This window comes from Burkholderia sp. BCC0397 (genome assembly GCF_902832865.1).
GTDB lineage: Bacteria > Pseudomonadota > Gammaproteobacteria > Burkholderiales > Burkholderiaceae > Burkholderia.
Window position 1 is genome coordinate 549,482 of the sequence record NZ_CADFDL010000001.1, and the last position, 22,795, is coordinate 572,276.

General features: G+C 66.7%; 18 protein-coding genes. 14 read left to right on the forward strand and 4 right to left on the reverse strand.

Annotated elements, in window-relative coordinates:
- Positions 1-48: 48 nt before the first annotated feature.
- From trpB to HWX03_RS02620, 9 genes are all read left to right on the forward strand, one after another.
- Positions 49-1,242, forward strand: a complete 1,194-nt coding sequence (gene trpB, locus HWX03_RS02580; protein ID WP_175870121.1) for a tryptophan synthase subunit beta — start codon at positions 49-51, stop codon at positions 1,240-1,242.
- Positions 1,243-1,251: 9 nt separating this feature from the next.
- Positions 1,252-2,103 (forward strand): site-specific DNA-methyltransferase, encoded by an 852-nt coding sequence (locus HWX03_RS02585; protein ID WP_175870122.1) that lies wholly within the window; start codon positions 1,252-1,254, stop codon positions 2,101-2,103.
- 43 nt (positions 2,104-2,146) lie between these two features.
- Entirely contained in the window at positions 2,147-2,962 is an 816-nt protein-coding gene (trpA, locus tag HWX03_RS02590; RefSeq protein WP_174433554.1) for a tryptophan synthase subunit alpha, read from the forward strand.
- Between the two features lie 59 nt (positions 2,963-3,021).
- Positions 3,022-3,894, forward strand: a complete 873-nt coding sequence (accD, locus tag HWX03_RS02595; RefSeq protein ID WP_006755101.1) for an acetyl-CoA carboxylase, carboxyltransferase subunit beta — start codon at positions 3,022-3,024, stop codon at positions 3,892-3,894.
- Positions 3,895-3,993: 99 nt separating this feature from the next.
- Positions 3,994-5,304, forward strand: coding sequence for a bifunctional tetrahydrofolate synthase/dihydrofolate synthase (gene folC, locus HWX03_RS02600; RefSeq protein WP_175870123.1), 1,311 nt, complete (start codon positions 3,994-3,996; stop codon positions 5,302-5,304).
- A gap of 29 nt (positions 5,305-5,333) precedes the next feature.
- The gene (locus tag HWX03_RS02605) at positions 5,334-6,170 is read left to right on the forward strand and encodes an SPOR domain-containing protein (protein WP_175870124.1); all 837 of its coding nucleotides are present in this window, start codon (positions 5,334-5,336) and stop codon (positions 6,168-6,170) included.
- Between the two features lie 7 nt (positions 6,171-6,177).
- Positions 6,178-6,672 carry a CvpA family protein gene (locus HWX03_RS02610; protein WP_027782633.1) on the forward strand — a complete coding sequence of 165 codons (495 nt, stop codon included), beginning with the start codon at positions 6,178-6,180 and terminating at the stop codon, positions 6,670-6,672.
- Between the two features lie 51 nt (positions 6,673-6,723).
- Positions 6,724-8,256 carry an amidophosphoribosyltransferase gene (gene purF, locus HWX03_RS02615; protein ID WP_175819227.1) on the forward strand — a complete coding sequence of 511 codons (1,533 nt, stop codon included), beginning with the start codon at positions 6,724-6,726 and terminating at the stop codon, positions 8,254-8,256.
- Positions 8,257-8,516: 260 nt separating this feature from the next.
- Positions 8,517-9,707: an O-succinylhomoserine sulfhydrylase gene (locus HWX03_RS02620; RefSeq protein ID WP_175870125.1), complete on the forward strand. Its 1,191-nt coding sequence runs from the start codon at positions 8,517-8,519 to the stop codon at positions 9,705-9,707.
- Positions 9,708-9,808: 101 nt separating this feature from the next.
- On the opposite strand, the gene HWX03_RS02625 is transcribed toward HWX03_RS02620, so the two are convergent.
- Genes HWX03_RS02625 through HWX03_RS02635 form a run of 3 tightly spaced genes read right to left on the reverse strand, consistent with a single transcriptional unit; the run spans position 9,809 to position 12,907 of the window.
- On the reverse strand, positions 9,809-10,774 hold the full coding sequence (locus HWX03_RS02625) for an NAD-dependent epimerase/dehydratase family protein (RefSeq protein ID WP_174434169.1): 966 nt from the start codon (positions 10,772-10,774) through the stop codon (positions 9,809-9,811).
- Positions 10,761-11,807: a GDP-mannose 4,6-dehydratase gene (gene gmd / locus HWX03_RS02630; RefSeq protein ID WP_175870126.1), complete on the reverse strand. Its 1,047-nt coding sequence runs from the start codon at positions 11,805-11,807 to the stop codon at positions 10,761-10,763. Before gmd ends, HWX03_RS02625 begins: the two co-directional genes overlap by 14 nt.
- Before the next feature lie 35 nt (positions 11,808-11,842).
- Positions 11,843-12,907 (reverse strand): acyltransferase, encoded by a 1,065-nt coding sequence (locus HWX03_RS02635; RefSeq protein WP_174434167.1) that lies wholly within the window; start codon positions 12,905-12,907, stop codon positions 11,843-11,845.
- A 468-nt stretch (positions 12,908-13,375) separates the two neighbouring features.
- On the opposite strand from HWX03_RS02635, the gene HWX03_RS02640 reads away from it, so the two are divergent.
- Genes HWX03_RS02640 through HWX03_RS02650 form a run of 3 tightly spaced genes read left to right on the forward strand, consistent with a single transcriptional unit; the run spans position 13,376 to position 19,534 of the window.
- Complete coding sequence (locus HWX03_RS02640; protein ID WP_175870507.1) at positions 13,376-15,568, forward strand: hypothetical protein; 2,193 nt, start codon at positions 13,376-13,378, stop codon at positions 15,566-15,568.
- A 40-nt stretch (positions 15,569-15,608) separates the two neighbouring features.
- Entirely contained in the window at positions 15,609-17,075 is a 1,467-nt protein-coding gene (locus tag HWX03_RS02645; protein ID WP_175870127.1) for a flippase, read from the forward strand.
- Complete coding sequence (locus HWX03_RS02650) at positions 17,072-19,534, forward strand: glycosyltransferase family 4 protein (protein ID WP_175870128.1); 2,463 nt, start codon at positions 17,072-17,074, stop codon at positions 19,532-19,534. The genes HWX03_RS02645 and HWX03_RS02650 overlap by 4 nt, the downstream gene beginning before the upstream one ends.
- Before the next feature lie 497 nt (positions 19,535-20,031).
- Here the strand turns inward: HWX03_RS02650 and HWX03_RS02655 are convergent, their stop codons facing one another.
- Complete coding sequence (locus HWX03_RS02655) at positions 20,032-21,207, reverse strand: acyltransferase (protein ID WP_175870129.1); 1,176 nt, start codon at positions 21,205-21,207, stop codon at positions 20,032-20,034.
- Between the two features lie 217 nt (positions 21,208-21,424).
- Between HWX03_RS02655 and HWX03_RS02660 the strand changes: the two genes are divergently transcribed.
- Positions 21,425-21,568 (forward strand): hypothetical protein, encoded by a 144-nt coding sequence (locus HWX03_RS02660; protein ID WP_006479318.1) that lies wholly within the window; start codon positions 21,425-21,427, stop codon positions 21,566-21,568.
- 230 nt (positions 21,569-21,798) lie between these two features.
- A complete protein-coding gene (galU, locus tag HWX03_RS02665; RefSeq protein ID WP_006754479.1) occupies positions 21,799-22,686 on the forward strand; it encodes a UTP--glucose-1-phosphate uridylyltransferase GalU in 888 nt (295 codons plus the stop codon).
- The last annotated feature ends 109 nt before the right edge of the window (positions 22,687-22,795 follow it).

The following is a 22,795-nucleotide window of genomic DNA, read 5'->3' on the forward strand; positions in this document are numbered from 1 at the left end:
CCGGTGCGGCCTGACAAGCGGGCGCACCGACCGATCGAGAGAGACACCATGTACAACCTTCCTGATGATCGCGGCCATTTCGGCCCGTATGGCGGCACGTTCGTCGCCGAGACGCTGATTCACGCGCTGGACGAACTGCGCGCGGCGTATGAAAAGTTCCGGAACGATCCCGAGTTCGTCGCCGAATACGAGCGCGAACTGAAGTACTTCGTCGGCCGTCCGTCGCCGATCTATCACGCGCAGCGCTGGAGCGAGATGCTCGGCGGCGCGCAGATCTACCTGAAGCGCGAAGACCTGAACCACACGGGCGCGCACAAGATCAACAACGTGATCGGCCAGGCGCTGCTCGCGAAGCGCATGGGCAAGAAGCGCGTGATCGCCGAAACGGGCGCCGGCCAGCACGGCGTCGCGACCGCGACGATCTGCGCGCGCTTCGGGATGGAGTGCATCGTCTACATGGGTTCCGAGGACGTGCGCCGGCAGGCGGCGAACGTCTACCGGATGAAGCTGCTTGGCGCGACGGTCGTGCCGGTCGAATCGGGTTCGCGCACGCTGAAGGACGCGCTGAACGAAGCGATGCGCGACTGGGTCACGAACATCGAAAGCACGTTCTACATCATCGGCACGGTCGCGGGCCCGCACCCGTACCCGATGATGGTGCGCGACTTCCAGCGCGTGATCGGCGACGAGTGCAAGGTGCAGATGCCCGAGCTCGCCGGCCGGCAGCCGGACGCGGTGATCGCCTGCGTCGGCGGCGGGTCGAACGCGATGGGCATCTTCTATCCGTACATCGACGATGCCTCGGTGCAGCTGATCGGCGTCGAAGCGGCCGGCGACGGCCTCGACACGGGCCATCACGCGGCCTCGCTGATCGCCGGCAGCCCGGGCGTGCTGCACGGCAACCGCACGTACCTGCTGCAGGACGACGACGGCCAGATCATCGAGACGCATTCGGTGTCGGCGGGCCTCGACTATCCGGGCGTCGGCCCCGAGCACGCATGGCTGAAGGACAGCGGCCGCGCGCAGTACGTGCCGATCACCGACGCAGAAGCGCTGAAGGCGTTCCACGACTGCTGCCGGATCGAGGGGATCATTCCCGCGCTCGAGTCGAGCCACGCGATCGCGTATGGCGTGAAGCTCGCGCCGACGTTGCCGAAGGACAAGATCCTGCTCGTCAACCTGTCGGGCCGCGGCGACAAGGACATGCACACGGTCGCCGAGCGATCGGGCATCGAGCTCTGACCCCGACCGATGCGTGACCTGATCGAAGAGCCGGGCGGCGGCGCCGCGAGCGAGGCGGAGGCGGTTCAGCCCGCCGCTGCCGTGCCGCGCGCGCTGCCGCACGGTATCGAACTGCACAACCGCGATTTCCTGACCGATGCCGCGCACCTGCCGGACGCGTCGATCGACCTGATCGTCGCCGATCCGCCGTACGGGCTCGGCAAGGACTACGGCAACGATTCGGACAAGCGTTCGGGCGACGATTTCCTCGCGTGGACGCGCGAGTGGCTCGAGCTCGCGATTCCGAAGCTGAAGCCGAGCGGGTCGATGTACATCTTCTGCACGTGGCAGTACGCGCCGGAAATCTTCAGTTTCCTGAAGACGCAGCTCACGATGGTCAACGAGATCATCTGGGACCGGCGCGTGCCGAGCATGGGCGGCACGACGCGCCGTTTCACGTCGGTGCACGACAACATCGGCTTTTTCGCGGTTTCCAAGGCGTATTACTTCGATCTCGATCCGGTCCGCATCCCGTACGACGCCGACACGAAGAAGGCCCGCTCGCGCAAGCTGTTCGAAGGCAGCAAGTGGCTGGAGATGGGCTACAACCCGAAGGACGTCTGGTCGGTCTCGCGCCTGCACCGGCAGCACGCGGAGCGCGTCGATCATCCGACCCAGAAGCCGCTGGAAATCATCGAGCGAATGGTGCTCGCAAGCTGCCCGCCGGGCGGCCGCGTGCTCGATCCGTTCATGGGCAGCGGCACGACCGCGGTGGCCTGCGCACGGCAGGGGCGCGACTTCGTCGGCTACGAGATCAACGAAAGCTATTGTGCGATCGCGCACGAGCGCGTGAGCGCGCTCGCCGCGCCGGCGTGCGCGTGAATCGCGCCGCCGCATCGCCGAACGCACCAAGGAAAAAATTGCCATGTCCCGTATTCAGCAGACCTTCGCCGCGCTCGCCGAACAAGGCCGTAAGGGCCTGATCCCGTTCATCACGGCCGGCGACCCGGATCCCGCGAAAACCGTCGAATTCATGCACGCGCTCGCCGCAGGCGGCGCGGACGTGATCGAACTCGGCGTGCCGTTCTCGGACCCGATGGCCGACGGCCCGGTGATCCAGCGCTCGTCGGAGCGCGCGCTCGCGCGCGGCGTCACGTTGAAGAGCGTGCTCGCCGACGTGAAGCGTTTTCGCGAAACCGACCCCAAAACGCCCGTCGTGCTGATGGGCTATGCGAACCCGATCGAACGGATGGGCGTCGACGCGTTCGCGGCCGAAGCACACGCGGCCGGCGTCGACGGCGTGCTGGTGGTCGACTATCCGCCTGAAGAGGCGGGCGTGTTCGCGGAAAAGATGCGGGCCGCGCAGATCGATCCGATCTTCCTGCTCGCGCCCACGTCGACCGACGAACGCATTGCCGACGTCGGCAAGATCGCGAGCGGCTACGTGTACTACGTGTCGCTCAAGGGCGTGACCGGCGCCGGAAATCTGGATGTTTCCAGCATTGCGGGTAAAATCCCGGCCATCAAGTCGCGCGTGCCGGTTCCGGTGGGCGTCGGCTTCGGCATCCGCGACGCCGAAACGGCGCGCGCGGTGGCCGAAGTGTCGGACGCCGTCGTGATCGGTAGTCGCCTCGTGCAGCTGCTCGAAAGCGCTGCGCCGGACGCTGCCGCCGATGCGCTGAAGACTTTCATCGCCGAGCTGCGTGCCGCCCTGGACGGCGCGGGCAAGACGGCGCGATAAACACAACAGGAAGCGGGCGGGCCAAGCGGCCGGCCCGCCACGGAACAGGAAACCATACGATGAGCTGGCTCGACAAACTGTTGCCGCCGAAGATCAAGCAGACCGACCCGAAAAGCCGCAAGGGCATTCCGGAAGGCCTGTGGGTCAAGTGCCCGTCCTGCGAGGCCGTTCTCTATCGCAACGACGTGGACGCGAACCTGCACGTGTGCCCGAAGTGTGATCACCACATGCGCATCGGCGCGCGCGAGCGCCTCGACGGGCTGCTCGATCCGGAAGGCCGCTACGAGATCGGCCAGGAAATCGTGCCGGTCGACTCGCTGAAGTTCAAGGACAGCCGCAAGTACCCCGATCGTCTGAAGGAAGCGATGGACGAGACGGGCGAGACCGACGCGATGGTCGTGATGGGCGGGGCGATCCACACGCTGCCGGTTGTGGCAGCCTGCTTCGAGTTTTCGTTCATGGGCGGCTCGATGGGCTCGGTCGTCGGCGAGCGCTTCGCGCGCGGTGCGCAGAACGCGCTGGAACAGCACGTGCCGTTCATCTGCTTCACCGCATCGGGCGGCGCACGGATGCAGGAAAGCCTGCTGTCGCTGATGCAGATGGCCAAGACCACCGCGATGCTGACCAAGCTGGCCGAAGCGAAGCTGCCGTTCATCTCGGTGCTGACCGACCCGACGATGGGTGGCGTGTCGGCGAGCTTTGCGTTCCTCGGCGACGTCGTGATCGCGGAGCCGAAGGCGTTGATCGGCTTCGCCGGCCCGCGCGTGATCGAGCAGACGGTGCGCGAGAAGCTGCCGGAAGGCTTCCAGCGCGCGGAATTCCTGCTGACGACGGGCGCGATCGACATGATCGTCGACCGCCGCAAGATGCGCGACGAGATCGCGCAGTTGCTCGCGCTGCTGCAGCGACAGCCGGCCGACGCGCTGGCTTGACCGGCGCAAGGTCGTGACTCTGCGCGTCGCCTGGCTTCAGCGTCAGGCGGCGCGCTTCGTTTTTTGGCGTAGTGGCGGTACCGATCCAGATTTGATCCGATGAGCACTTTTCCCACTCTCGACGCGTGGCTTTCGCATCTCGAACGCGCGCACCCGGTCGGCATCGACATGGGCCTGACCCGCATCGGGCAGGTCAAGGCGGCGCTGCAGCTCGAATTCGCGTGCCCCGTGATCACCGTCGGCGGCACGAACGGCAAGGGCTCGACCTGCGCATTCCTCGAGACGATCCTCGTGCGCGCGGGCTACAAGGTCGGGTGCCACACGTCGCCGCACCTGCTCGAATTCAACGAGCGCGCGCGCGTGAACGGGCAGAACGTGACCGACGACGAACTGCTGCCGCACTTCGAGGCCGTCGAAGCCGCGCGCACGTCGCTGGCCGAGCCCGTGTCGCTCACGTATTTCGAATTCACGACGCTCGCGATCCTGCATCTGTTCGCGTCGCGCGGGCTCGACGCGGTGATTCTCGAAGTCGGCCTCGGCGGCCGGCTCGATGCGGTCAACATCATCGATACCGATTGCGCGATCGTCACGAGCATCGACATCGACCACACCGAATACCTCGGCGACACGCGCGAGAAGATCGCGTTCGAGAAGGCCGGGATCTTCCGCGCGGGCAAGCCGGCGATCTGCGGCGATCCGGCCGCGCCGCAGACGCTGATCGACCACGCCGAAGCGATCGGCGCCGACCTGTGGCTGGTCGGCCGCGATTTCCGCTACGAGGCGCAGGCGGGCGCCGAGCGCCAGCAATGGAGCTACCTCGGCCGCGAGAAGCGCTATCCGGCGCTCGCGTATCCGGCGCTGCGCGGCGCGAATCAGCTGATCAACGCATCGGCCGCGCTCGCCGCGCTCGAGGCGCTGCGCCCGGTGCTGCCGGTGTCCGCGCAGGACATCCGGCTCGGGCTGGCGAACGTCGAGCTGCCGGGGCGCTTCCAGGTGCTGCCCGGCAAGCCGGCGATCGTGCTGGACGTCGCGCACAACCCGCATGCAGCGGCCGTGCTCGAGCAGAACCTCGGCAACATGGGCTTCTTCCCGTACACGTACGCGATATTCGGCGCGATGCACGACAAGGACATCGACGGCGTGCTGCAGCACCTGAAGGGCGAGATCGACCACTGGTGCGTGACCGACCTGCCGCTGCCGCGCGCGGCCTCCGCGGAGCAGCTCGAAGCCGCGCTGCGCAAGGCCGGCGTGGAGGAGGGGCCCGATTCGAGCGTGACGCGTTACGCGTCGCCCGCGGAAGCATTTCGCGATGCACTAAAAAGAGCATCCGAGAATGATAGAATCGTGGTTTTCGGCAGTTTCCATACGGTCGCCGGCGTGCTGGCCTACCGTAAATCGCAGCAACACTGACTGACGGGCAGTTTCGGACTCAGCCATTCATGGGAATTTTCTCGTTCGGCAAGAAAGACGACGACGCGCCCCCGCGGCGCGGCGGTCGCACCGGGGCCTCCCGGAACGTGCGCACGGAGCGCACTGAACGCGTCGAGCGACGCTCGCGCCGCACCGAGCGTCCGGAATCGGACGCACTGCTCCTCGATCCGACCCTTCCAGAAAAGCAACGCGCGCGCCGTCGCCTCGTCGGCGCGATCGCGCTCGTCGTGGCCGCGGTGGTCGTGCTGCCGATGGTGCTCGATTCGCACCCGAAGCCGGTCACCGACGACATCGCGATCGACATCCCGAACCGACCTGCGCACCAGGCGGTCGCGCCGCGCGACGACGATGTGTCCGACGTGCAGGCGGGCGTCGCGCACGACGAACCGCCGGCCTCCGACACGGCCGTTGCGGCCGCACCGGCGCCCGCGCCGAAGGATGCTGCCAAGCCGGTCGCGAAACCCGATACGACCACCACCGCGAGCGTGACGCCGCCGAAGCCCGCGCCGAAGCCGGCTGCGCCCGCGGCGAAACCGGCCGCGCCGAAGCCTGCGCCCGCAACGGTCGCGAATGCCGGCGCGGCGAGCCCGGACAGCGGCGATGCATCGTCGCCGGCATCGCCGGCCGGTGCGCGCTTCGCGGTGCAGCTCGGGTCGTTCAAGGACGACGCGACGGCCCGTTCGTGGGCGACCAAGTTGAAATCGGCGGGCGTGCCCGCATATGTCGAGCATCGCAAGCAGGCAGACGGCAGCACGGCTACACTGTTGCGTGCAGGCCCGTTCGCGGATCGCTCGGCGGCCTCCGCCGCGATCGCGAAGGTGCGCGAAGCCGGTCTGACGCAGTAATGCCGCGATGCTGACGGCTTTCGACTACGCTGTATTGGCGGTGATCGTGTTGTCGGCGCTGCGCGGCGCGTGGCGCGGCTTCGTGTCCGAGATTTTCGGGCTGATCGGCTGGATCGCGGCGATCGTGATCGCGGGCCGCTACGTCGGGCTGGTCGTGCCGTATATCCCGGCGAACTGGCCGGGCGGCGCGCTGACGCAGTGGGTGATCGCCTTCGCGTTGCTCGTGATCGGCGTCGTGCTAGTCGCCGGCGTGGCGAACGCGCTGCTGTCGCGGATCGCGCAGGCGAGTGGCCTGGGCGGCGTCGACCGCTCGCTGGGCATGATGTTCGGGCTGGTGCGCGGCTGCGTGCTGGTGGTGCTGCTGGTCGCGGCGGCCGGGCTGACCGAACTGCCCAAACAGGATTTCTGGCGCAATGCGCTATTGCGTCCTTTTGCCGAACAGGGCGTGCACGAGCTGAAGCAGCTCCTGCCCGACGGCATGGCCCAGTACGTACGCGTGTGACGACGCGGTCGGGCAGGACGTAACCGATTTTGTCATCTTGAAGGACATGCCATGTGCGGCATCGTAGGTGTTATCTCCCAATCCCCGGTCAACCAGCTGATCTATGACAGCCTGCTGCTGCTGCAGCATCGCGGTCAGGACGCGGCGGGCATTGCGACGGCGGACGGCAGCAATTTCCACATGTACAAGGCGAACGGCATGGTGCGCGACGTGTTCCGCACGCGCAACATGCGCAGCCTGCCCGGCACCTACGGCATCGGCCAGGTGCGCTACCCGACGGCCGGCTCGGCGTCGAGCGAGGCCGAGGCGCAGCCGTTCTACGTGAACGCGCCGTTCGGGATCATCCTCGCGCACAACGGCAACCTGACGAACTGGCAGCAACTGAAGGACGAGATGTTCCGGATCGACCGCCGGCACATCAACACCAATTCCGACAGCGAAGTGCTGCTCAACGTGTTCGCGCACGAGCTGCAACTGTCGACCACGGGCCTCGAACTCGATCCGGCGTCGGTGTTCAAGGCGGTTTCTGGCGTGCATCGCCGCCTGCAGGGTTCGTATGCGATCGTGTCGCTGATCGCCGGCTACGGCCTGCTCGCGTTCCGCGATCCGTTCGGCATCCGCCCGCTGTGCCTCGGCAAACTCGAGACCGAACACGGCACCGAGTGGATGGTCGCGTCGGAGTCGGTGGCGGTCGAAGGTATCGGTTTCGAATTCGTGCGTGATCTGGAGCCGGGCGAAGCGATCTTCATCGACAAGGCCGGCAACTTCCACAGCCAGCAGTGCGCGGAGAACCCGACGCTGAATCCGTGCATGTTCGAATACGTGTATCTGGCCCGTCCGGATTCGTGCCTCGACGGCGTGCCGGTCTACAACGTGCGCCTGCGCATGGGCGACTATCTCGCCGAGAAGATCAAGCGCGAACTGCCGAACGTGCCGATCGACGTCGTGATGCCGATTCCCGATTCGTCGCGCCCGGCTGCGATGCAGGTCGCCGCGAAGCTCGGCGTCGAGTATCGCGAAGGCTTCTTCAAGAACCGCTACGTCGGCCGCACGTTCATCATGCCGGGGCAGGCCGTGCGCAAGAAGTCGGTGCGCCAGAAGCTCAACGCGATGAGCATCGAGTTCAAGGACAAGCACGTGCTGATCGTCGACGATTCGATCGTGCGCGGCACGACCTCGCACGAGATCGTGCAGATGGCACGCGATGCGGGCGCGAAGTCGGTGATCTTCGCGTCGGCGGCGCCGCCCGTGAAGTTCCCGAACGTGTACGGCATCGACATGCCGACGCGCGGCGAGCTCGTCGCGCACGGCCGCACCGATGAAGAAGTCGCGAAGATCATCGGCGCCGACCACCTGATCTACCAGGACGTCGACGATCTGCGCCGCGCGGTGCGCGACATCAACCCGAAGCTCGAGCGCTTCGAGGCGTCGTGCTTCGACGGCAACTACATCACCGGCGACGTGACGCCCGAGTATCTCGACAGGATCGAGCGCGCGCGCCTCACGCCGGCGTCGCAGGCCGATCGCGACACGGCCGGCGACACCGAGCGTTCGCAGATGAACCTGCAACTGTCGGTCGAGTAACGCCGGCGCACGCTTTTATCGAGGCGTGATAGGATGTGGCCTTGCGTCGATTTGATATCAGCTTGCGGACGCGGGGCAACTTCCCAAAACAGCTAAAGCGAAGGCCGGCGGCAGCCGGCCCGAGTCGATCGCTGTCGTACCGCACCGAAGCCCGCTGATGCCGACGCATAGCGGGCTTTTTGTTTTTTGGCCTCGGTTTTGACCGGGTCCGCGCCTCATGCATGACCGTCGGCGCGGCCATCGAATACGGAAAACGGAACATGGACGACTCCCTCAACTTCGACACGCTTGCCGTGCGCGCGGGCACGCTGCGCAGCGACTTCAACGAGCACTCGGAAGCGCTGTTCCTCACGTCGAGCTTCTGCTTCTCGAGCGCGGCCGACGCGGCCGAGCGTTTCGCGAATTCGGAAGAGTATTTCACCTATTCGCGCTTCACGAACCCGACCGTCACCATGTTCCAGGAGCGTCTCGCGGCGCTCGAGGGCGGCGAGGCGTGCATCGCGACGGCGTCGGGCATGGCCGCGATCATGTCGGTCGTGATGTCCGCGCTGCAGGCGGGCGACCACCTCGTCAGCTCGCGCAGCCTGTTCGGCTCGACGCTCGGGATGTTCTCGCAGATCTTCAGCAAGTTCGGGATCACGACGACCTTCGTCGACCCGACCGACCTGAACGCGTGGCAGGAAGCCGTGCGGCCGGAAACGAAGATGTTCTTCCTCGAGACGCCGTCGAACCCGCTGACCGAACTCGCCGACATCGAGGCGATCGGCAAGATCGCGAAGGCCGCGAACGCGCTGTTCGTCGTCGACAACTGTTTCTGCAGCCCGGTGCTGCAGCAGCCGCTGAAGCTCGGCGCGGACGTCGTGATGCACTCGGCGACGAAATTCCTCGACGGGCAGGGCCGCGTGCTCGGCGGCGCGCTGGTCGGCTCGAAGGAATTCATCATGGGCAAGGTGTTTCCGTTCGTGCGCAGCGCGGGCCCGACGCTGTCGGCCTTCAACGCGTGGGTGCTGCTGAAGGGGATGGAGACGCTGTCGCTGCGCGTCGAGAAGCAATCGGCGAACGCGCTGGAGATCGCGCGCTGGCTCGACTCGCATCCGGCGGTGGCGCGCGTGTTCTATCCGGGGCTCGAATCGCATCCGCAGCATGAACTCGCGAAGCGCCAGCAGAAGGCGGGCGGCGCGATCGTGTCGTTCGAGCTGAAGGGCGACACGCCGGAGCAGCAGCGCGCGAACGCATGGCGTGTGATCGACGCCACCAAGCTGGTGTCGATCACCGGCAACCTCGGCGACACGCGCACGACGATCACGCATCCGGCCACCACGACGCACGGCCGCATCACGCCGGAAGCGCGCGCGGCGGCGGGGATCACCGAGGGGCTGATCCGCCTCGCGGTCGGCCTCGAGCATGCAGGCGATATTCGCAACGATCTTGCGCGCGGTCTGGACGGCTGACCGATGCAGCCGGTTTTCGGATCGGCATGAATGAAACGGGCCGCTCGAGAGAGCGGCCCGTTGTCGTTTCGGCGCATGCCGTCGCGCGCGTGTTTTCCCGTTCAGCCGGCGGCGTGCCCGGGCGGTGCAGCACGCATCGCGTCAACCATCCATCGCAGCGTTTCGTCGAGCGGCGTGACCGGTAATTCGCCCACCGCGCGCCGCAGCTTGTCGCGCGACCCGCTCAGGCTTTTCACTTCGTTGTGTCGCACGAAGCGCGGATCGATCGTCACGTCGATCACGTAGCCGGCGATGCGCGACAGCATCGCCAGCACTTCCTTCAGCGAATACGCGCGCTCCGCGCAGACGTTGAACGTCTCGCCGGCCGGCGCGGCTTCGACCAGCTTCAGATAGGCGGCCGTCACGTCGCGCACGTCGGAGAAATCGCGGCTCACGTCGAGGTTGCCGAGCGAGATCCGCGGTGCGTTGCTCGCATAGTGCGCGACGAGCTTCGGCAGCAGATACGCATCGCTCTGGCCGACACCCGTGTAGTTGAACGGCCGTGCGATCACGATCGGCAGGCGGTCGGCCCAGAGCTTCGCTGCATATTCCATCGCGAGCTTGCTGACCGCGTAGTCGTTCGCCGGGGCAGGCGCGACGGTTTCGTCGAGCACGCCGGCCGTCGAATTGCCGTAGATGTTCGCACTGCTTGCCAGCAGCACCGCCGACGGACGGCGGTCGAGGCCGGCGAGCGCCGCCAGCAGGTTGCGCGTGCCGACGATGTTGACCGCGTAGGTCTGCGACGGCTCGTCCTGGGCGACATGCGCACGCGCGGCGAGATGCACGACCGCGTCGGGTCGTGCGTCGGCCGCGGCCGCGCGCATGGCCTCCGCGTCGAGCAGGTCGACGGGCAGCAGCGTGCAGTGTGCGAACGCCGGATCGGCGGGGCGGGGCGTGCCGGGCGCGACCGTGCCCCAGACGTCATAGCCGGCCGCCTGCAGGCGTTCGGCCATGTAGCGACCGGTGAAGCCCGTCAGGCCCGTGACGAACGCACGGCGCGACGGACGCCCGGTTTCAGAACGTGTCATGGTGTTGATTCCGCGTCAAATCCGCTTCGACCATCATCTGGCAAAGTTGTTCGAGCGTCGTCCTGGGTTCCCAGCCAAGTTTGCTTTTCGCCTTGTCCGCGCAGCCGATCAGCAGGTCGACTTCGGCCGGGCGGTAGAACTTCGGGTTCACTTCGACGAGCACGTTGCCGGTCGACGCGTCGAGGCCGCGCTCCTGCTCGCCCTTGCCGGTCCATTCGATCTGGTAGCCGGCCGCCGTGAACGCCATCCGCACGAAGTCGCGCACGGTTTCGGTGCGGTTGGTCGCGAGCACGTAGGTGTCGGGCTCGTCGGCCTGCAGCATCCGCCACATGCCTTCGACGTATTCGAGCGCGAAGCCCCAGTCGCGCTTCGCGTCGAGATTGCCCAGTTCGAGGCGGGTCGCCTTGCCCAGCTTGATCTTCGCGATCGTGTCGGTGATCTTGCGCGTGACGAATTCGCGGCCGCGCAGCGGCGATTCGTGGTTGAACAGGATGCCGCTGCTGCCGAACAGGCCGTACGATTCGCGGTAGTTCACGGTCATCCAGTGCGCGTACAGCTTCGCGACGCCGTACGGGCTGCGCGGATAGAACGCGGTGGTTTCCGTTTGCGGAATGGCCTGCACCTTGCCGAACATCTCGGACGTCGACGCCTGGTAGAAGCGCGTCTTCGGGCTCACGACGCGAATCGCCTCGAGCAGGTTCAGCGGGCCGATGCCGGTCACTTCGGCGGTCGTCGCCGGCTGGTCGAACGACACGCCGACGAAGCTTTGCGCGGCCAGGTTGTAGAGTTCGTCCGGCTGCGTGCGTTCGAGCAGGCGCAGGCTCGAACCGGCGTCGGTCAGGTCGTGTTCGACGAGCGTCAGGTTCGGGTGCGTGTCGACGCCAAGCTCGGCGATGCGCCAGAAGTTCACCGAGCTGGTGCGGCGGTAGGTGCCGGTGACCTCGTAGCCCTTGTCGAGCAGCAGTTTGGTCAGGTACGCACCGTCTTGCCCCGAAATTCCGGTGATGATGGCCTTTTTACGAGTTTGGCTCATGGCGTTGTCCTGGTAGAAGCGATGGATGATGAAATTCAGGCGGTCGTGCCGGCGGCGGCCGGCACCACGCGGCGCGCAGGCCCGCGCGTCAGGCGCCGTTCGAAGCCGTACCAGCTCAGGGTCGCGTAAGCGAGCGTGATCGCCAGCGCGAGCGCGGCCGTGACGAAGCGGTTCAGGTGCAGCGGCCACAGCGCGTACAGCACGCTCAGGTGGATCAGGTAGACGGTGTAGCTGACGGTGCCGACGTAGACGAGCATCGGGTTCGTCAGCACGCGCTGCACGAGGCCGCGGCCGCGCAGCGCGATCACGACGATCGACGTGCACAGCAGCAGCGAGATGCTGTAGAGCGCAGCGTTCGACAGCGGCGTGTTCGCGGCGCGAAAGCGCGGGAACGACAGGTGCAGCCAGCCGAGGATCGCGAGCGACACGAGCGCGCCGACGATCGCGAGCGGGTAGAACGGCTCCAGCGCGCGCCGGTCGCGGCGCAGCACGATCGCGAGCAATGCGCCGGCCGCGAGCAGGTCCATCCGGAACGGCGTCAGGTAGTAGATCGGCCAGAACGAATCGAACCACGGCGTCGCGATCGCGCGCAGCACCGGCGCCGCGACGATCAGCGCGGCGGCGACCCACAGCAGCGCGCGCTCCGAGCACCACAGCACGACGAACGGCCAGAAGATGTAGAACTGCTCCTCGACCGCGAGCGACCACAGCACGTTCAGGCTGTCATGGCCGATGCTGCCGAGCGACAGCCCGATATTGGTCGAGAAGAACGCGAACCACGGCCAGTGCGGCAGCCAGCTCGCACCGAACAGCAGCGTCGACACCACCAGCAGCAGCACGTACGGCGGCAGGATGCGGCGTACGCGGCGCGCGTAGAAGTGGCTGAAGTACGACTGCCCGCGCGCCTTGCGATCGAGCAGGATGCCGGTGATCAGCAGGCCGCTCAGCACGAAGAACAGATCGACGCCCATCCACAGCGGCGCCTTCAGCGCGTGCTGCAGGAATACGGCGCCCACCGCGATCGCGCGCAGCCCGTCCAGCTGGACGATGCGGCCGTGTTGCGGCGGGGCGAGGTCGGCGGGGCGCGACAGGGCCGTCATCGCGCGGCTCCTTCACGACCCGCATCCGATGCGTGTACGTATTGCATGCCTTTAAATGGAATAGGGAATCGAAATCGATTCTAGGGAAAAGAAATCGGTAAAAAAACGCGCGTCATTTATCCGTCGCCAAATATTCAAATGCCGATTATTGCGATCGCGAGATGAAAGGTTTGCGCCGGACGGGTGTGGCAGGCGGCGCGGAGCGGAATTTTCTACACGGCAGCGGCTGAAAGGCGGTCGTTATTGCCGTTTCCGGACGTCATTTACAGGCTGTTCCGGTTCGATATTTCAGGCAGAAACATCCCCAAATATTTCCAAATTTCTTGTGATTATTTTTGCTTGTAACCTGCATCGCGACGTTTGAAACCCATTTAGCGACAGGGCGCCGCCGCGGGCGATCCGTGGCGGCGCCGGTCGCTGTTGCATCGAGTCTGGAGAAGCGCATTGCGACGTCTGATTCTGGTTGGCATGACGGTAGGCGCGGCGCTGCTGACGAGCGCCGTGCCGGCCGAAACGGTGTTGCCCGCGACGACGTCGTGGATCGGCAACACGTTCGGCTATGGCGACGGCAGCTGGACGCAGATCGACATCCGCGCGATCGCGGTGACGCCCGAGGGCAAGGTGTATACGAATGCGCCGTGGGACGAGAGCGGCGCCGAGGCGAGCGTCTACCAGGACGGGAAGATGCTCGGCTTCGCCGGCGGCACGCACGGCTGGGGCAATCTCGGCGGCAACGCGATCGCGGTGAACAGCAAGTACGCGTACGTCGCGATCGGCGTCGGCAACGAGCGCGGCCACCTGCAGTCGCCCGGCATCTGGCCGGACAAGGGCAAGCAATGGTTCGGCATCTCGCGGCGCACGATCGGCGACATGAAGCAGCCCGCGCCGTTTCGCGCGGCGCCGCAGGTCGCACCGGGCGGGCGCGCCGATACCGGCCGCGCACGGATGGCCGCCAGCTTCATGATGATGAACGAGGTGCCGGCCCCCGCGCGTTCGGAAGTGGGCGAGGCGAAGGCAGAAGTGGGCGGCCTCGCGGCCGACGACAAGACGCTGTTCGCGACGAACCCGTCGCATGACGCGGTCGACGTGTACGACGCCGAGACGATGCAGCAGAAGGGCACGTGGAGCGCGCACGAGCCGGGCCGCATCGCGCTCGCGGGCGACGGCACGCTGTGGCTGCTGACCGATACGCTGGGCGGGCCCGCGCATCTCGTGCACGTGCGGGCCGACGGCCGCAAGCTCGACGACGCGCCGGCGCTGCCGGAAGGCACCGACGCGGTGGACGTGGCGGTCGACGCGAAAGGGCGCGTGCTGGTCGCGGACAACGGGCCGCGCCAGCAGATCCTGATCTTCTCGAAAGGCGGCAACGGCTATGCGCCGTCGGGCACGCTCGGCGAGCGCGGCGGCATCTTCGCGGGCCCGGTGCCGGGCCGGCCGGGGCCGCAGCGCTTCAACGGGCTGACGGGCGTCGGTGTCGACCGCGCCGGCAACATCTATGTGTCGATGAACGGGATCGGGCCGCGCCACGACACGATCGGCGCAGGGCTCGGCGCGGTGCTGGAAAGCTACACACCGGACGGCAAGCTGCGCTGGCAGGTGCAGGGGCTGCTGTTCGTCGACGGCGCGTGGCTCGACCCCGCGCGGCCGAACAGCGTGTACACGGGCAACAAGCGCTTCGAGCTCGACCTGTCGAAGCCGCCGGGCCAGGACTGGAAATACGTCGGCTTCCTGTCGAACCGCTTCAAGTATCCGGACGATCCGGTGTTCCACACGGACCAGTATCCGGGCATGCCGATCGCGCGGCGCGTCGACGGCCGTACGTTCCTGTACCTGACCGACATGTACGCCGATCACCTGAAGATCTACCGCTTCGACGCGAAGCGCGACGGCGAGGTCGCGATTCCGTCCGGCCTGATCGCGGGCCGCGCGCGGCCGGTCGACAAGGTGCCGAACAAGCCGCCGGGCGGCGACTGGCTGTGGCGCGACGCGAACGGCAACGGCCGGATCGATGCCGACGAGTCCGAGATCAACACGACAGGCAAGGCGAAGGCGGGCGGCTGGGGCTGGTGGGTCGACACGAAGGGCGACATCTGGCGCACGAGCGACGTGCGCGGCATCCACCGCTTCCAGTACGGCGGCGTCGACAAGGCCGGCAACCCGATCTATTCGTACGACAAGGTCACGACCTACCCGATGCCGCAGCCGTTCACGCAGCTGCGCCGCGCGATCTACGAGCCGCAGACCGACACGCTGTACGTGACCGGCTACACGGCCGACGCGCCGCCGCAGCCGGGCATCAACAAGGAAGTCGGGCGCGTGCTGGTCCGCTTCGACAAGTGGTCGACGGGCTCGCCAGTCGTGCGCTACCAGGTGGCGCTGCCGTGGAAGCTCGATGCGAAGCCGATCTTCGACCTGATCGGGATCACCGTCGAGGGCCGCTACATCTTCACCGTGGAGCCGGTCGGCAAGATCCACGTGTACGAAAAGGACACCGGCAAGGAAGTGGGCGTGATGAGCCCGGGCGCGGAGGTTGGCAAGGCGTCGGGCTGGGTCGACGTGCCGTTCGGCATCAGCGCATTCCGGCGCGAGAACGGCGAATACCTCGTGTTCGTCGAGGAAGACGCGCGCGGCAAGGTGCTGATGTATCGCTGGAAACCGTGACGGGCGGCGCGCCGTCGTCGACGTCACTCAAGGCATAAGCATGGACAAAGGCATACTCAAGAACGTTTCGATCAACTTCATCGGGCTGATCCTGCCGACCTTCGTGTCGCTGGTGACGGTGCCCGCGTATATCCACGCGCTCGGCGTCGAACGCTACGGCGTCGTCAGCCTCGTGTGGACGCTGATCGGCTATTTCGGGATCCTCGATCTCGGGATGAGCATGGCCGCGCAGAACCACATCTCGAAGGCGCTCGCGAGCGGCAACGCCGACGAAAGCGCGCGCGTGTTCTGGAGCGCGTTCTGGCTGAATCTCGGCACCGGCATCGCGGGCGGGCTGCTGATCTACTTCGGCGCGTTCGTCTACACCGCGTATTTCACGAAGGTGTCGGCCGCGATGCAGCACGAGGTGTATCTCGCGCTGCCGTGGCTCGCGCTCGCGATTCCGCTCGCGAACGTGTCGTGGGTGTTCGCCGGCGCGATCAACGGCGCCGAACGGTTCGGCGTGTTCAACACGAACCAGACGATCGGCACGTTCCTGTTCCAACTGCTGCCGCTCGGCGCCGCGTGGTGGATCGCGCCGAACCTGCAGACGGTGCTCGCTGCGGCCGTCGTCGCGCGGCTGATCGCCGCGGTGATGCTCGGTCAGGCCAGCATCAAGGTGCTCGGCATCCGCCGCATCGACCCGCCGCAGTGGGGCACCGCGAAGGGGCTGTTCAACTTCGGCGGCTGGATGCTGATCGCGAGCATGACGAGCATGATCGCCGACACGCTCGACCGCGTGATGCTCGGCGCCGGCATGGGCGCGAAGTTCGTCACCTACTACACGGTGCCGCAGAACCTCGTCACGCGCCTGAACATGCTGCCGAACGCGCTGGTGCGCACGCTGTTCCCGCGCCTGTCGGCGGTCGGCCGCGATCATGCGGATACCCTCGCGCGCCAGTCGCTCGAATTCCTGAACGGCGTGTTCACGCCGGTGGGCATCGTCGCGATCTTCGCGCTCGCGCCGTTCCTCACGCTGTGGGTCGGCGCCGATCTCGCCGCGCATTCGGCGCCGGTCGGCCGCGTGCTCGTGATCAGCGTGTGGCTCGTCGGCCAGGCGAGCGTCACGCGGATCCTGATCCAGTCGCAGGTCAACCCGGCCCGCGCGGCATTCGCCGGGCTCGTCGAGATGCCGTTCTTCGTCGGCGGCCTGTGGTTCGGCATTCATCACTTCGGGCTGATCGGCGCGGCGGTGGTCGTCGCGGCGCGCGCGCTCGTCGACTACGGCGTGCTGTTGTATCTGTCGGCGATCCGGATGCGCGCGATCGTGCTCGACATGCTCGCCCATCTCGCGTTCCTGCTGGCGAGCCTGTTCCTGGCGCAGGCATGGCCGGGGCTGGTCCAGTCGATCGGCATGTGCGCGGCCGTGCTGGTGCTGAATGTCGCGTGGTCGCTCACGATGACGCCGGGATTGCGCGCACTCGTGCGTGACCTGTTTGTCCGTCTCAATGCGAGGAGAACTGCATGAATCGCGATCTGGCGGAACACGCCGTCATGAATCTCGCCACGGCCGATGCCGCCGTGGCCCACCCGGGCGACGCCGCCGCGCTGCACCGCACGGTGCCGGCCGAACGGGCCGGCGCGCGGCAGCCGGCGCGTGCGCTGCGCGTGGCGATCGTCCACGACTGGCTCGTCACCTATGCGGGAGCCGAGCGCGTGCTCGAACAGATCGTCGCGTGCTTTCCCGACGCGGACCTGTTCAGCCTCGTCGATTTCCTCGACGATCGCGCGTTCGTGCGCGGCAAGCCGGTGACGACGTCGTTCATCCAGAAGCTGCCGTTCGCACGCACCAAGTACCGCAGCTACCTGCCGCTAATGCCGCTCGCGATCGAGCAGCTCGACGTGTCCGAGTACGACCTCGTGATCTCGAGCAGCCACGCGGTCGCGAAGGGCGTGCTGACCGGGCCGGACCAGGTGCACATCAGCTACGTGCATTCGCCGATCCGCTATGCGTGGGATCTGCAGCACCAGTATCTGGAACAGTCGAATCTCACGCACGGGCCGAAATCGCTGCTCGCGCGGATGATCCTGCATTACATCCGCAACTGGGACACGCGCACCGCGAACGCGGTGGACGGCTTCGTCGCGAATTCCGCGTTCATCGCGCGACGCATCAAGAAGGTCTATCACCGCGACGCAGCGGTGATCTTCCCGCCGGTCGACGTCGACGCGTTCTCGCTGAACGCGGTGAAGGAGGACTTCTACCTGACCGCGTCGCGGATGGTGCCGTACAAGAAGATCGACCTGATCGTCGAGGCCTTCTCGAAAACGCCCGAGCGCAAGCTCGTCGTGATCGGCGACGGCCCAGAGATGCAGAAGATCCGCGCGAAGGCCGGCCCGAACGTCGAGATCATGGGCTACCAGCCGTTCGCGGTGCTGCACGACCGGATGCGGCGCGCAAAGGCGTTCGTGTTCGCGGCCGAGGAGGATTTCGGCATCTCGGTGGTCGAGGCGCAGGCATGCGGCACGCCGGTCATCGCGTACGGCAAGGGCGGGGCGCTCGAAACCGTGCTCGACCCGCAATCGAACCTGAACCCGACCGGCCTCTTCTTCGACGAACAGACGCCGCACGCGATCGTCGCGGCCGTCGACGATTTCGAGCGCGCGCCGCAGCGCTTCACGCCGGGCGCGTGCCGCGCGAACGCGGAGCGGTTTTCCGCCGATACGTTCCGGCGGCGCTTCCTCGACTACGTGGAGCAGGCGCTGCCCGGCTCGACCGCGCAGCGCGGCATGGCCGCCCCGCTGCCGGCCGCGCGCGGCCCGGCGACGCTCGTGCTCGACCAGAGCGGCGTGCTGGGCGGCGCCGAGTTGTCGCTGCTCGAGATCATGAAGCACATGCGCGCGAACGCCGACGTGCTGCTGTTCGACGACGGCCCGTTCCGCGCGGCGCTCGACGAGATCGGCGCACGCGTCGACGTGGTCGAGCAGGGCGCACTCGCGGGCGTGCGCAAGCAGGGCGGCGTGTCGTTCGGCGCGGTGAAGCAGCTCGTGCGGCTGGTGCGCGACGTTGCCCGGCGCGCGCGCCGCGCCGAGGTGATCTACGCGAACACGCAACGCGCGATGGTGGTCGCCGCGCTCGCCGGGCGGCTCGCGCGCAAGCCGGTGGTCTGGCATCTGCGCGACATCGTCAGCACCGACCATTTCGGCGGCAAGCAGTTGCAGGCGATCAAGTACTGCGCGCGGTTCGGCGTCACGCGCGTGATCGCGAACTCCGACGCGTCCGCGCAGGCGTTCCGCGCGCTGACGGGCTTCACGCCGCAGCACGTCGACGTCGTGTTCAACGGCATTTCGGCCGAACCGTTCGATGCGCTGGAAGGCGTGAGCCAGGCCGCGCTGCGCGCGCGCCTCGGGTTGCCCAGCGACGCGTGGCTGGTCGGCTCGTTCAGCCGTCTCGCGCGCTGGAAGGGGCAGCACGTGCTGCTGGAGGCCGCCGCGCGGCATCCCGACATGCACGTGGTGCTGGTCGGCGCGCCGCTGTTCGGCGAGGACGACTATGCGGCGCAGCTGCACGAATACGTCGCGCAGCACGGGATGGACGAACGCGTGCATTTCCTCGGGTTCCAGCGCGACGTGGCCGCGTGCATGACGGCGGTCGACGTCGTCGCGCACACGTCGATCACGCCGGAGCCGTTCGGGCGCGTGATCGTCGAAGGGATGCTTGCGCGCCGGCCGGTCGTCGCGGCGCGTGCGGGCGGCGTCGTCGAGATCATCGAGGACGGCGACAACGGGCTGCTCTGCGAGCCGGGCAACGCGGCCGCGCTGGCCGATGCGCTGGCGACGCTCAAGCGCGACGGCGCGCTGCGCGAGCGGCTCGTCGCGAGCGGGCGTGCGACCGCGGTGCGCCGGTTCGGGACTGAAACCTACGTGGAGCGGGTCGAGAAGATCCTCGCGGATACGGCCAAGGCCGCGAAGGCGAAGAAGCGGTAGCCGGCGGCGGCCCGCGACGCGGGGCGTCGTGAACCGGCGGCAAACGGGCCCTCATGCGGTGTTGCGCTGCATGGGGGCTTCGTCTTTGGGGAGGTCTGTCTCGTGCGTTCAGCGCGGACTATTGCGGCAGGCCTGGATGAATTTCCGGTCGCGTTGGCTCGTTCCGTCGCCGCCGTCGATGCTCGGCTTGCCGGACGCCGCCGATGTCGATGCCTGGATGCTTGTTTCGTGGGCCCGGGATCGGAAGCGGTTCCATCGGGATCGCCTTGCGGACGCCAGGAGGTGGCGCAGTCCGATCGCGCAGGGAATCGGGTGGGGTGGCCGGGGCGACGGTAGCGCGGCCGCCCCGGCGGGCGCTACGCACGGCTGATACACGTCGGGACGTCGCACCCGCCGCGCCCAGCCGCGCAGCCGCATCCCCGCACCTGTCCCACTCATGAAAAAGCCCCCGCGCAACCAGACGCTGCACGGGGGCCGGGAGCGCCGGAACGGCGCGCTCAGGCAGTCTGTTCCGGTGCCGATGTTGCGACGCGGGCGGCGCGGGTCGGCTTGAAGCTGGCCGACCACATCATCGCCGGCCGTTCGAACATCCGGTAGAACAGGTACGCCACCGGAATCGCGACGGCCATGAACGCGAACGACGGCCAGATCGACAGTTGCAGTTCGGAGTGGAACAGCACCGAGCCGAGGCAGACGAACAGCGGCAGGTGGATCAGGTACAGCGAGTAGCTGAAGTCGCCGAACCAGCTCAGCACGCGCAGCGGCGGCGTCGGGCGCGGCGGGCGGGCGAGCGCGCGGTACAGGAAGCATGCGAAGCCGGCCGACCACAGCTGGAACGCGCCGTACTGGCCGAAATGGAACGCGCCGCAGCCGGCGGCCAGCAGCACGGCGGCCGCGACGTACCACGCGCGCGACGGCACGACGGCCGTGCCGCGCGACTGCTGCGCGCGCACGTCGGCGATCCATGCGCCGATCGTCCAGGACAGCCAGTACGACGTGAAGAACTGCAGGTCGTGCCGTTCGAGCAGCCACGCCGACGCGACGTTGACGAGCGCGACCGCGGCCACGACGGCCGGCATGCCGATGCGCCGGCGCAGCGCGAACAGCAGCGGGTAGATCGCGTAGAACTGCACTTCGAGCGACAGCGTCCACAACGCGCCGTTCGACCCGTACGTGTAGCCGGCGACGCCCTGCAGCGAGAACAGGTTCACGAGGAACGCGACGAGGCCGACGTCGCGGATCTTGTGGCTGACGGGCTCGATCTGCAGGCTGACCGCGTCGAGCGCGAGCGTGAACAGCAGCGCGGCGAGCAGCACCGGGTAGATACGCGCGAAGCGGCGCACCCAGAAGTTCGGCGCGTCGAGCCGGTACGCGGGATTGGCCGCGAGCTTGAGCGCCGCATTGCGGTGGATGCAGTAGCCGCTGATCACGAAGAAGATCGGTACGCCGGCGGAGCCCCATGCGAACGGGAAGGTCAGGTAGCCGGCGATCACGCCCGGGCTCAGTGCATGGCCGTAAGCCTGATGGAAGCTCTGCATGCCGACCCAGACGACCTGGCGGCAGTGGAAATAGGCGACGAGCAGCGCCGCGAAGCCGCGCATCGCGTCGATCACGTGTTCCTTGTGATCGGCGACGGGCGGCGCGGCCAGAGATGATCCGCTGAAAGCTTGCATGCGATTCGATTCCTTGCGACGGATGGACGGGAAGTTTCATCCAATCGTAATGCGCAAGAATTCGGTCAATGAATAAAAAAATACCGCCCGGAAATATCGGTATTCCACATCATGGATTTATCACGGCCTGAAAGCGGGTCCTCGAGGGGTTCCAATTATTTGCCGATTTTTTTCTGATAGTTTGAAGCTCCAGTTGATTGATGCAAGGAGCGGCAAGATGGACATGCATTGGATCGCGAGCGCTGCAGTACTGCTGGTCATGGCCGTGCTGTCGGCGTACCGTGAGGCGCTGAAGAACGAACCGATTCGTCCGGGCCTCGAGCGGGGCGGCGTGCCCTATATCGAGGAATTCGAATCGTAAGAATTTGTATCCGGAAAATCGGTAATTTGTTTCTGCTTCGGCAATCGGTTCGGCAATATCGACCGGCTTGAAACGATTATATTTTTTCTGAAATAATTGGGCAATCAGTTCATATCGAAAATGAACGGAGTGGAATTGGCAGTACCGTCGATTCTCGATATGCCGTTCGGAACACAATCGCGCCGGGTCGCGGGTCGACGCGGCGCAGTCAACGCTATCAGGATGCGAACATGTTGAAAGTCACCAGGGCCGTGTTTCCCGTTGCCGGTCTCGGAACGCGGTTCCTCCCGGCAACGAAGGCGAGCCCGAAGGAAATGTTGCCCGTCGTCGACAAGCCGCTGATTCAGTACGCGGTCGAGGAAGCGATCAACGCCGGTATCACCGAGATGATCTTCGTCACCGGGCGCAGCAAGCGCGCGATCGAGGATCACTTCGACAAGTCGTACGAGATCGAGGCCGAGCTCGAGGCGCGCGGCAAGGAAAAGCTGCTCGAGCTCGTGCGCGGCATCAAGCCGAGCCACGTCAACTGCTTCTACGTGCGCCAGCCGGAAGCGCTCGGTCTCGGCCACGCGGTGCTGTGCGCGGAGAAGCTCGTGCACGGCGAGCCGTTCGCGGTGATCCTCGCCGACGACCTGCTGCACGGCGAGCAGCCGGTGCTCAAGCAGCTCGTCGACGTGTTCGACCACTATCACAGCTCGGTGATCGGGGTCGAGACGATCCCACGCGAGGACAGCCGCTCGTACGGCGTCGTCGAAGGCCGGGAGTGGGAAGAGGACATCATCAAGCTGTCGGGCATCATCGAGAAGCCGGCGCCGGAGGATGCACCGTCGAACCTCGGCGTGGTCGGCCGCTACGTGTTCATGCCGACGATCTTCGATCATCTGCGCAAGCTCAAGCCGGGCGCGGGCGGCGAACTGCAGCTGACCGACGCCGTCCAGTCGCTGCTCGCGAACGAACAGGTGCTCGCGTATCGCTACTTCGGCACGCGTTTCGATTGCGGCAGCAAGATCGGCTATCTGAAGGCAACCGTCGAGCTTGCGCTCCAGCATCCGGAAGTGAGCCGCGAATTCGAGGCGTACCTGCGTACCTGCTTGCCCGCGCTGGCTGCTGTCGCATAAGCAGCCGCACTGCTCCGCTGTTTCAGGTGGTGGTTGTTCCGTTGGCCCCGGCTGCCTTGTGCGCCGGGGCTTTTTTGCGTGCGTGCGAGGCGGGGGCGCGCGGCGTGGC

What these genes read in the sequence shown, in the direction of transcription:
- HWX03_RS02645 (WP_175870127.1), top strand. Translation starts at nt 15,609, where the DNA reads ATGGACAAAGGCATACTCAAGAACGTTTCGATCAACTTCATCGGGCTG.
- HWX03_RS02585 (WP_175870122.1), top strand. Translation starts at nt 1,252, where the DNA reads ATGCGTGACCTGATCGAAGAGCCGGGCGGCGGCGCCGCGAGCGAGGCG.
- HWX03_RS02610 (WP_027782633.1), top strand. Translation starts at nt 6,178, where the DNA reads ATGCTGACGGCTTTCGACTACGCTGTATTGGCGGTGATCGTGTTGTCG.
- HWX03_RS02655 (WP_175870129.1), bottom strand. Translation starts at nt 21,207, where the DNA reads ATGCAAGCTTTCAGCGGATCATCTCTGGCCGCGCCGCCCGTCGCCGAT.
- HWX03_RS02660 (WP_006479318.1), top strand. Translation starts at nt 21,425, where the DNA reads ATGGACATGCATTGGATCGCGAGCGCTGCAGTACTGCTGGTCATGGCC.
- purF (WP_175819227.1), top strand. Translation starts at nt 6,724, where the DNA reads ATGTGCGGCATCGTAGGTGTTATCTCCCAATCCCCGGTCAACCAGCTG.
- HWX03_RS02650 (WP_175870128.1), top strand. Translation starts at nt 17,072, where the DNA reads ATGAATCGCGATCTGGCGGAACACGCCGTCATGAATCTCGCCACGGCC.
- accD (WP_006755101.1), top strand. Translation starts at nt 3,022, where the DNA reads ATGAGCTGGCTCGACAAACTGTTGCCGCCGAAGATCAAGCAGACCGAC.
- HWX03_RS02620 (WP_175870125.1), top strand. Translation starts at nt 8,517, where the DNA reads ATGGACGACTCCCTCAACTTCGACACGCTTGCCGTGCGCGCGGGCACG.
- HWX03_RS02635 (WP_174434167.1), bottom strand. Translation starts at nt 12,907, where the DNA reads ATGACGGCCCTGTCGCGCCCCGCCGACCTCGCCCCGCCGCAACACGGC.
- trpA (WP_174433554.1), top strand. Translation starts at nt 2,147, where the DNA reads ATGTCCCGTATTCAGCAGACCTTCGCCGCGCTCGCCGAACAAGGCCGT.
- galU (WP_006754479.1), top strand. Translation starts at nt 21,799, where the DNA reads ATGTTGAAAGTCACCAGGGCCGTGTTTCCCGTTGCCGGTCTCGGAACG.
- HWX03_RS02605 (WP_175870124.1), top strand. Translation starts at nt 5,334, where the DNA reads ATGGGAATTTTCTCGTTCGGCAAGAAAGACGACGACGCGCCCCCGCGG.
- HWX03_RS02640 (WP_175870507.1), top strand. Translation starts at nt 13,376, where the DNA reads ATGACGGTAGGCGCGGCGCTGCTGACGAGCGCCGTGCCGGCCGAAACG.
- HWX03_RS02625 (WP_174434169.1), bottom strand. Translation starts at nt 10,774, where the DNA reads ATGACACGTTCTGAAACCGGGCGTCCGTCGCGCCGTGCGTTCGTCACG.
- gmd (WP_175870126.1), bottom strand. Translation starts at nt 11,807, where the DNA reads ATGAGCCAAACTCGTAAAAAGGCCATCATCACCGGAATTTCGGGGCAA.
- trpB (WP_175870121.1), top strand. Translation starts at nt 49, where the DNA reads ATGTACAACCTTCCTGATGATCGCGGCCATTTCGGCCCGTATGGCGGC.
- folC (WP_175870123.1), top strand. Translation starts at nt 3,994, where the DNA reads ATGAGCACTTTTCCCACTCTCGACGCGTGGCTTTCGCATCTCGAACGC.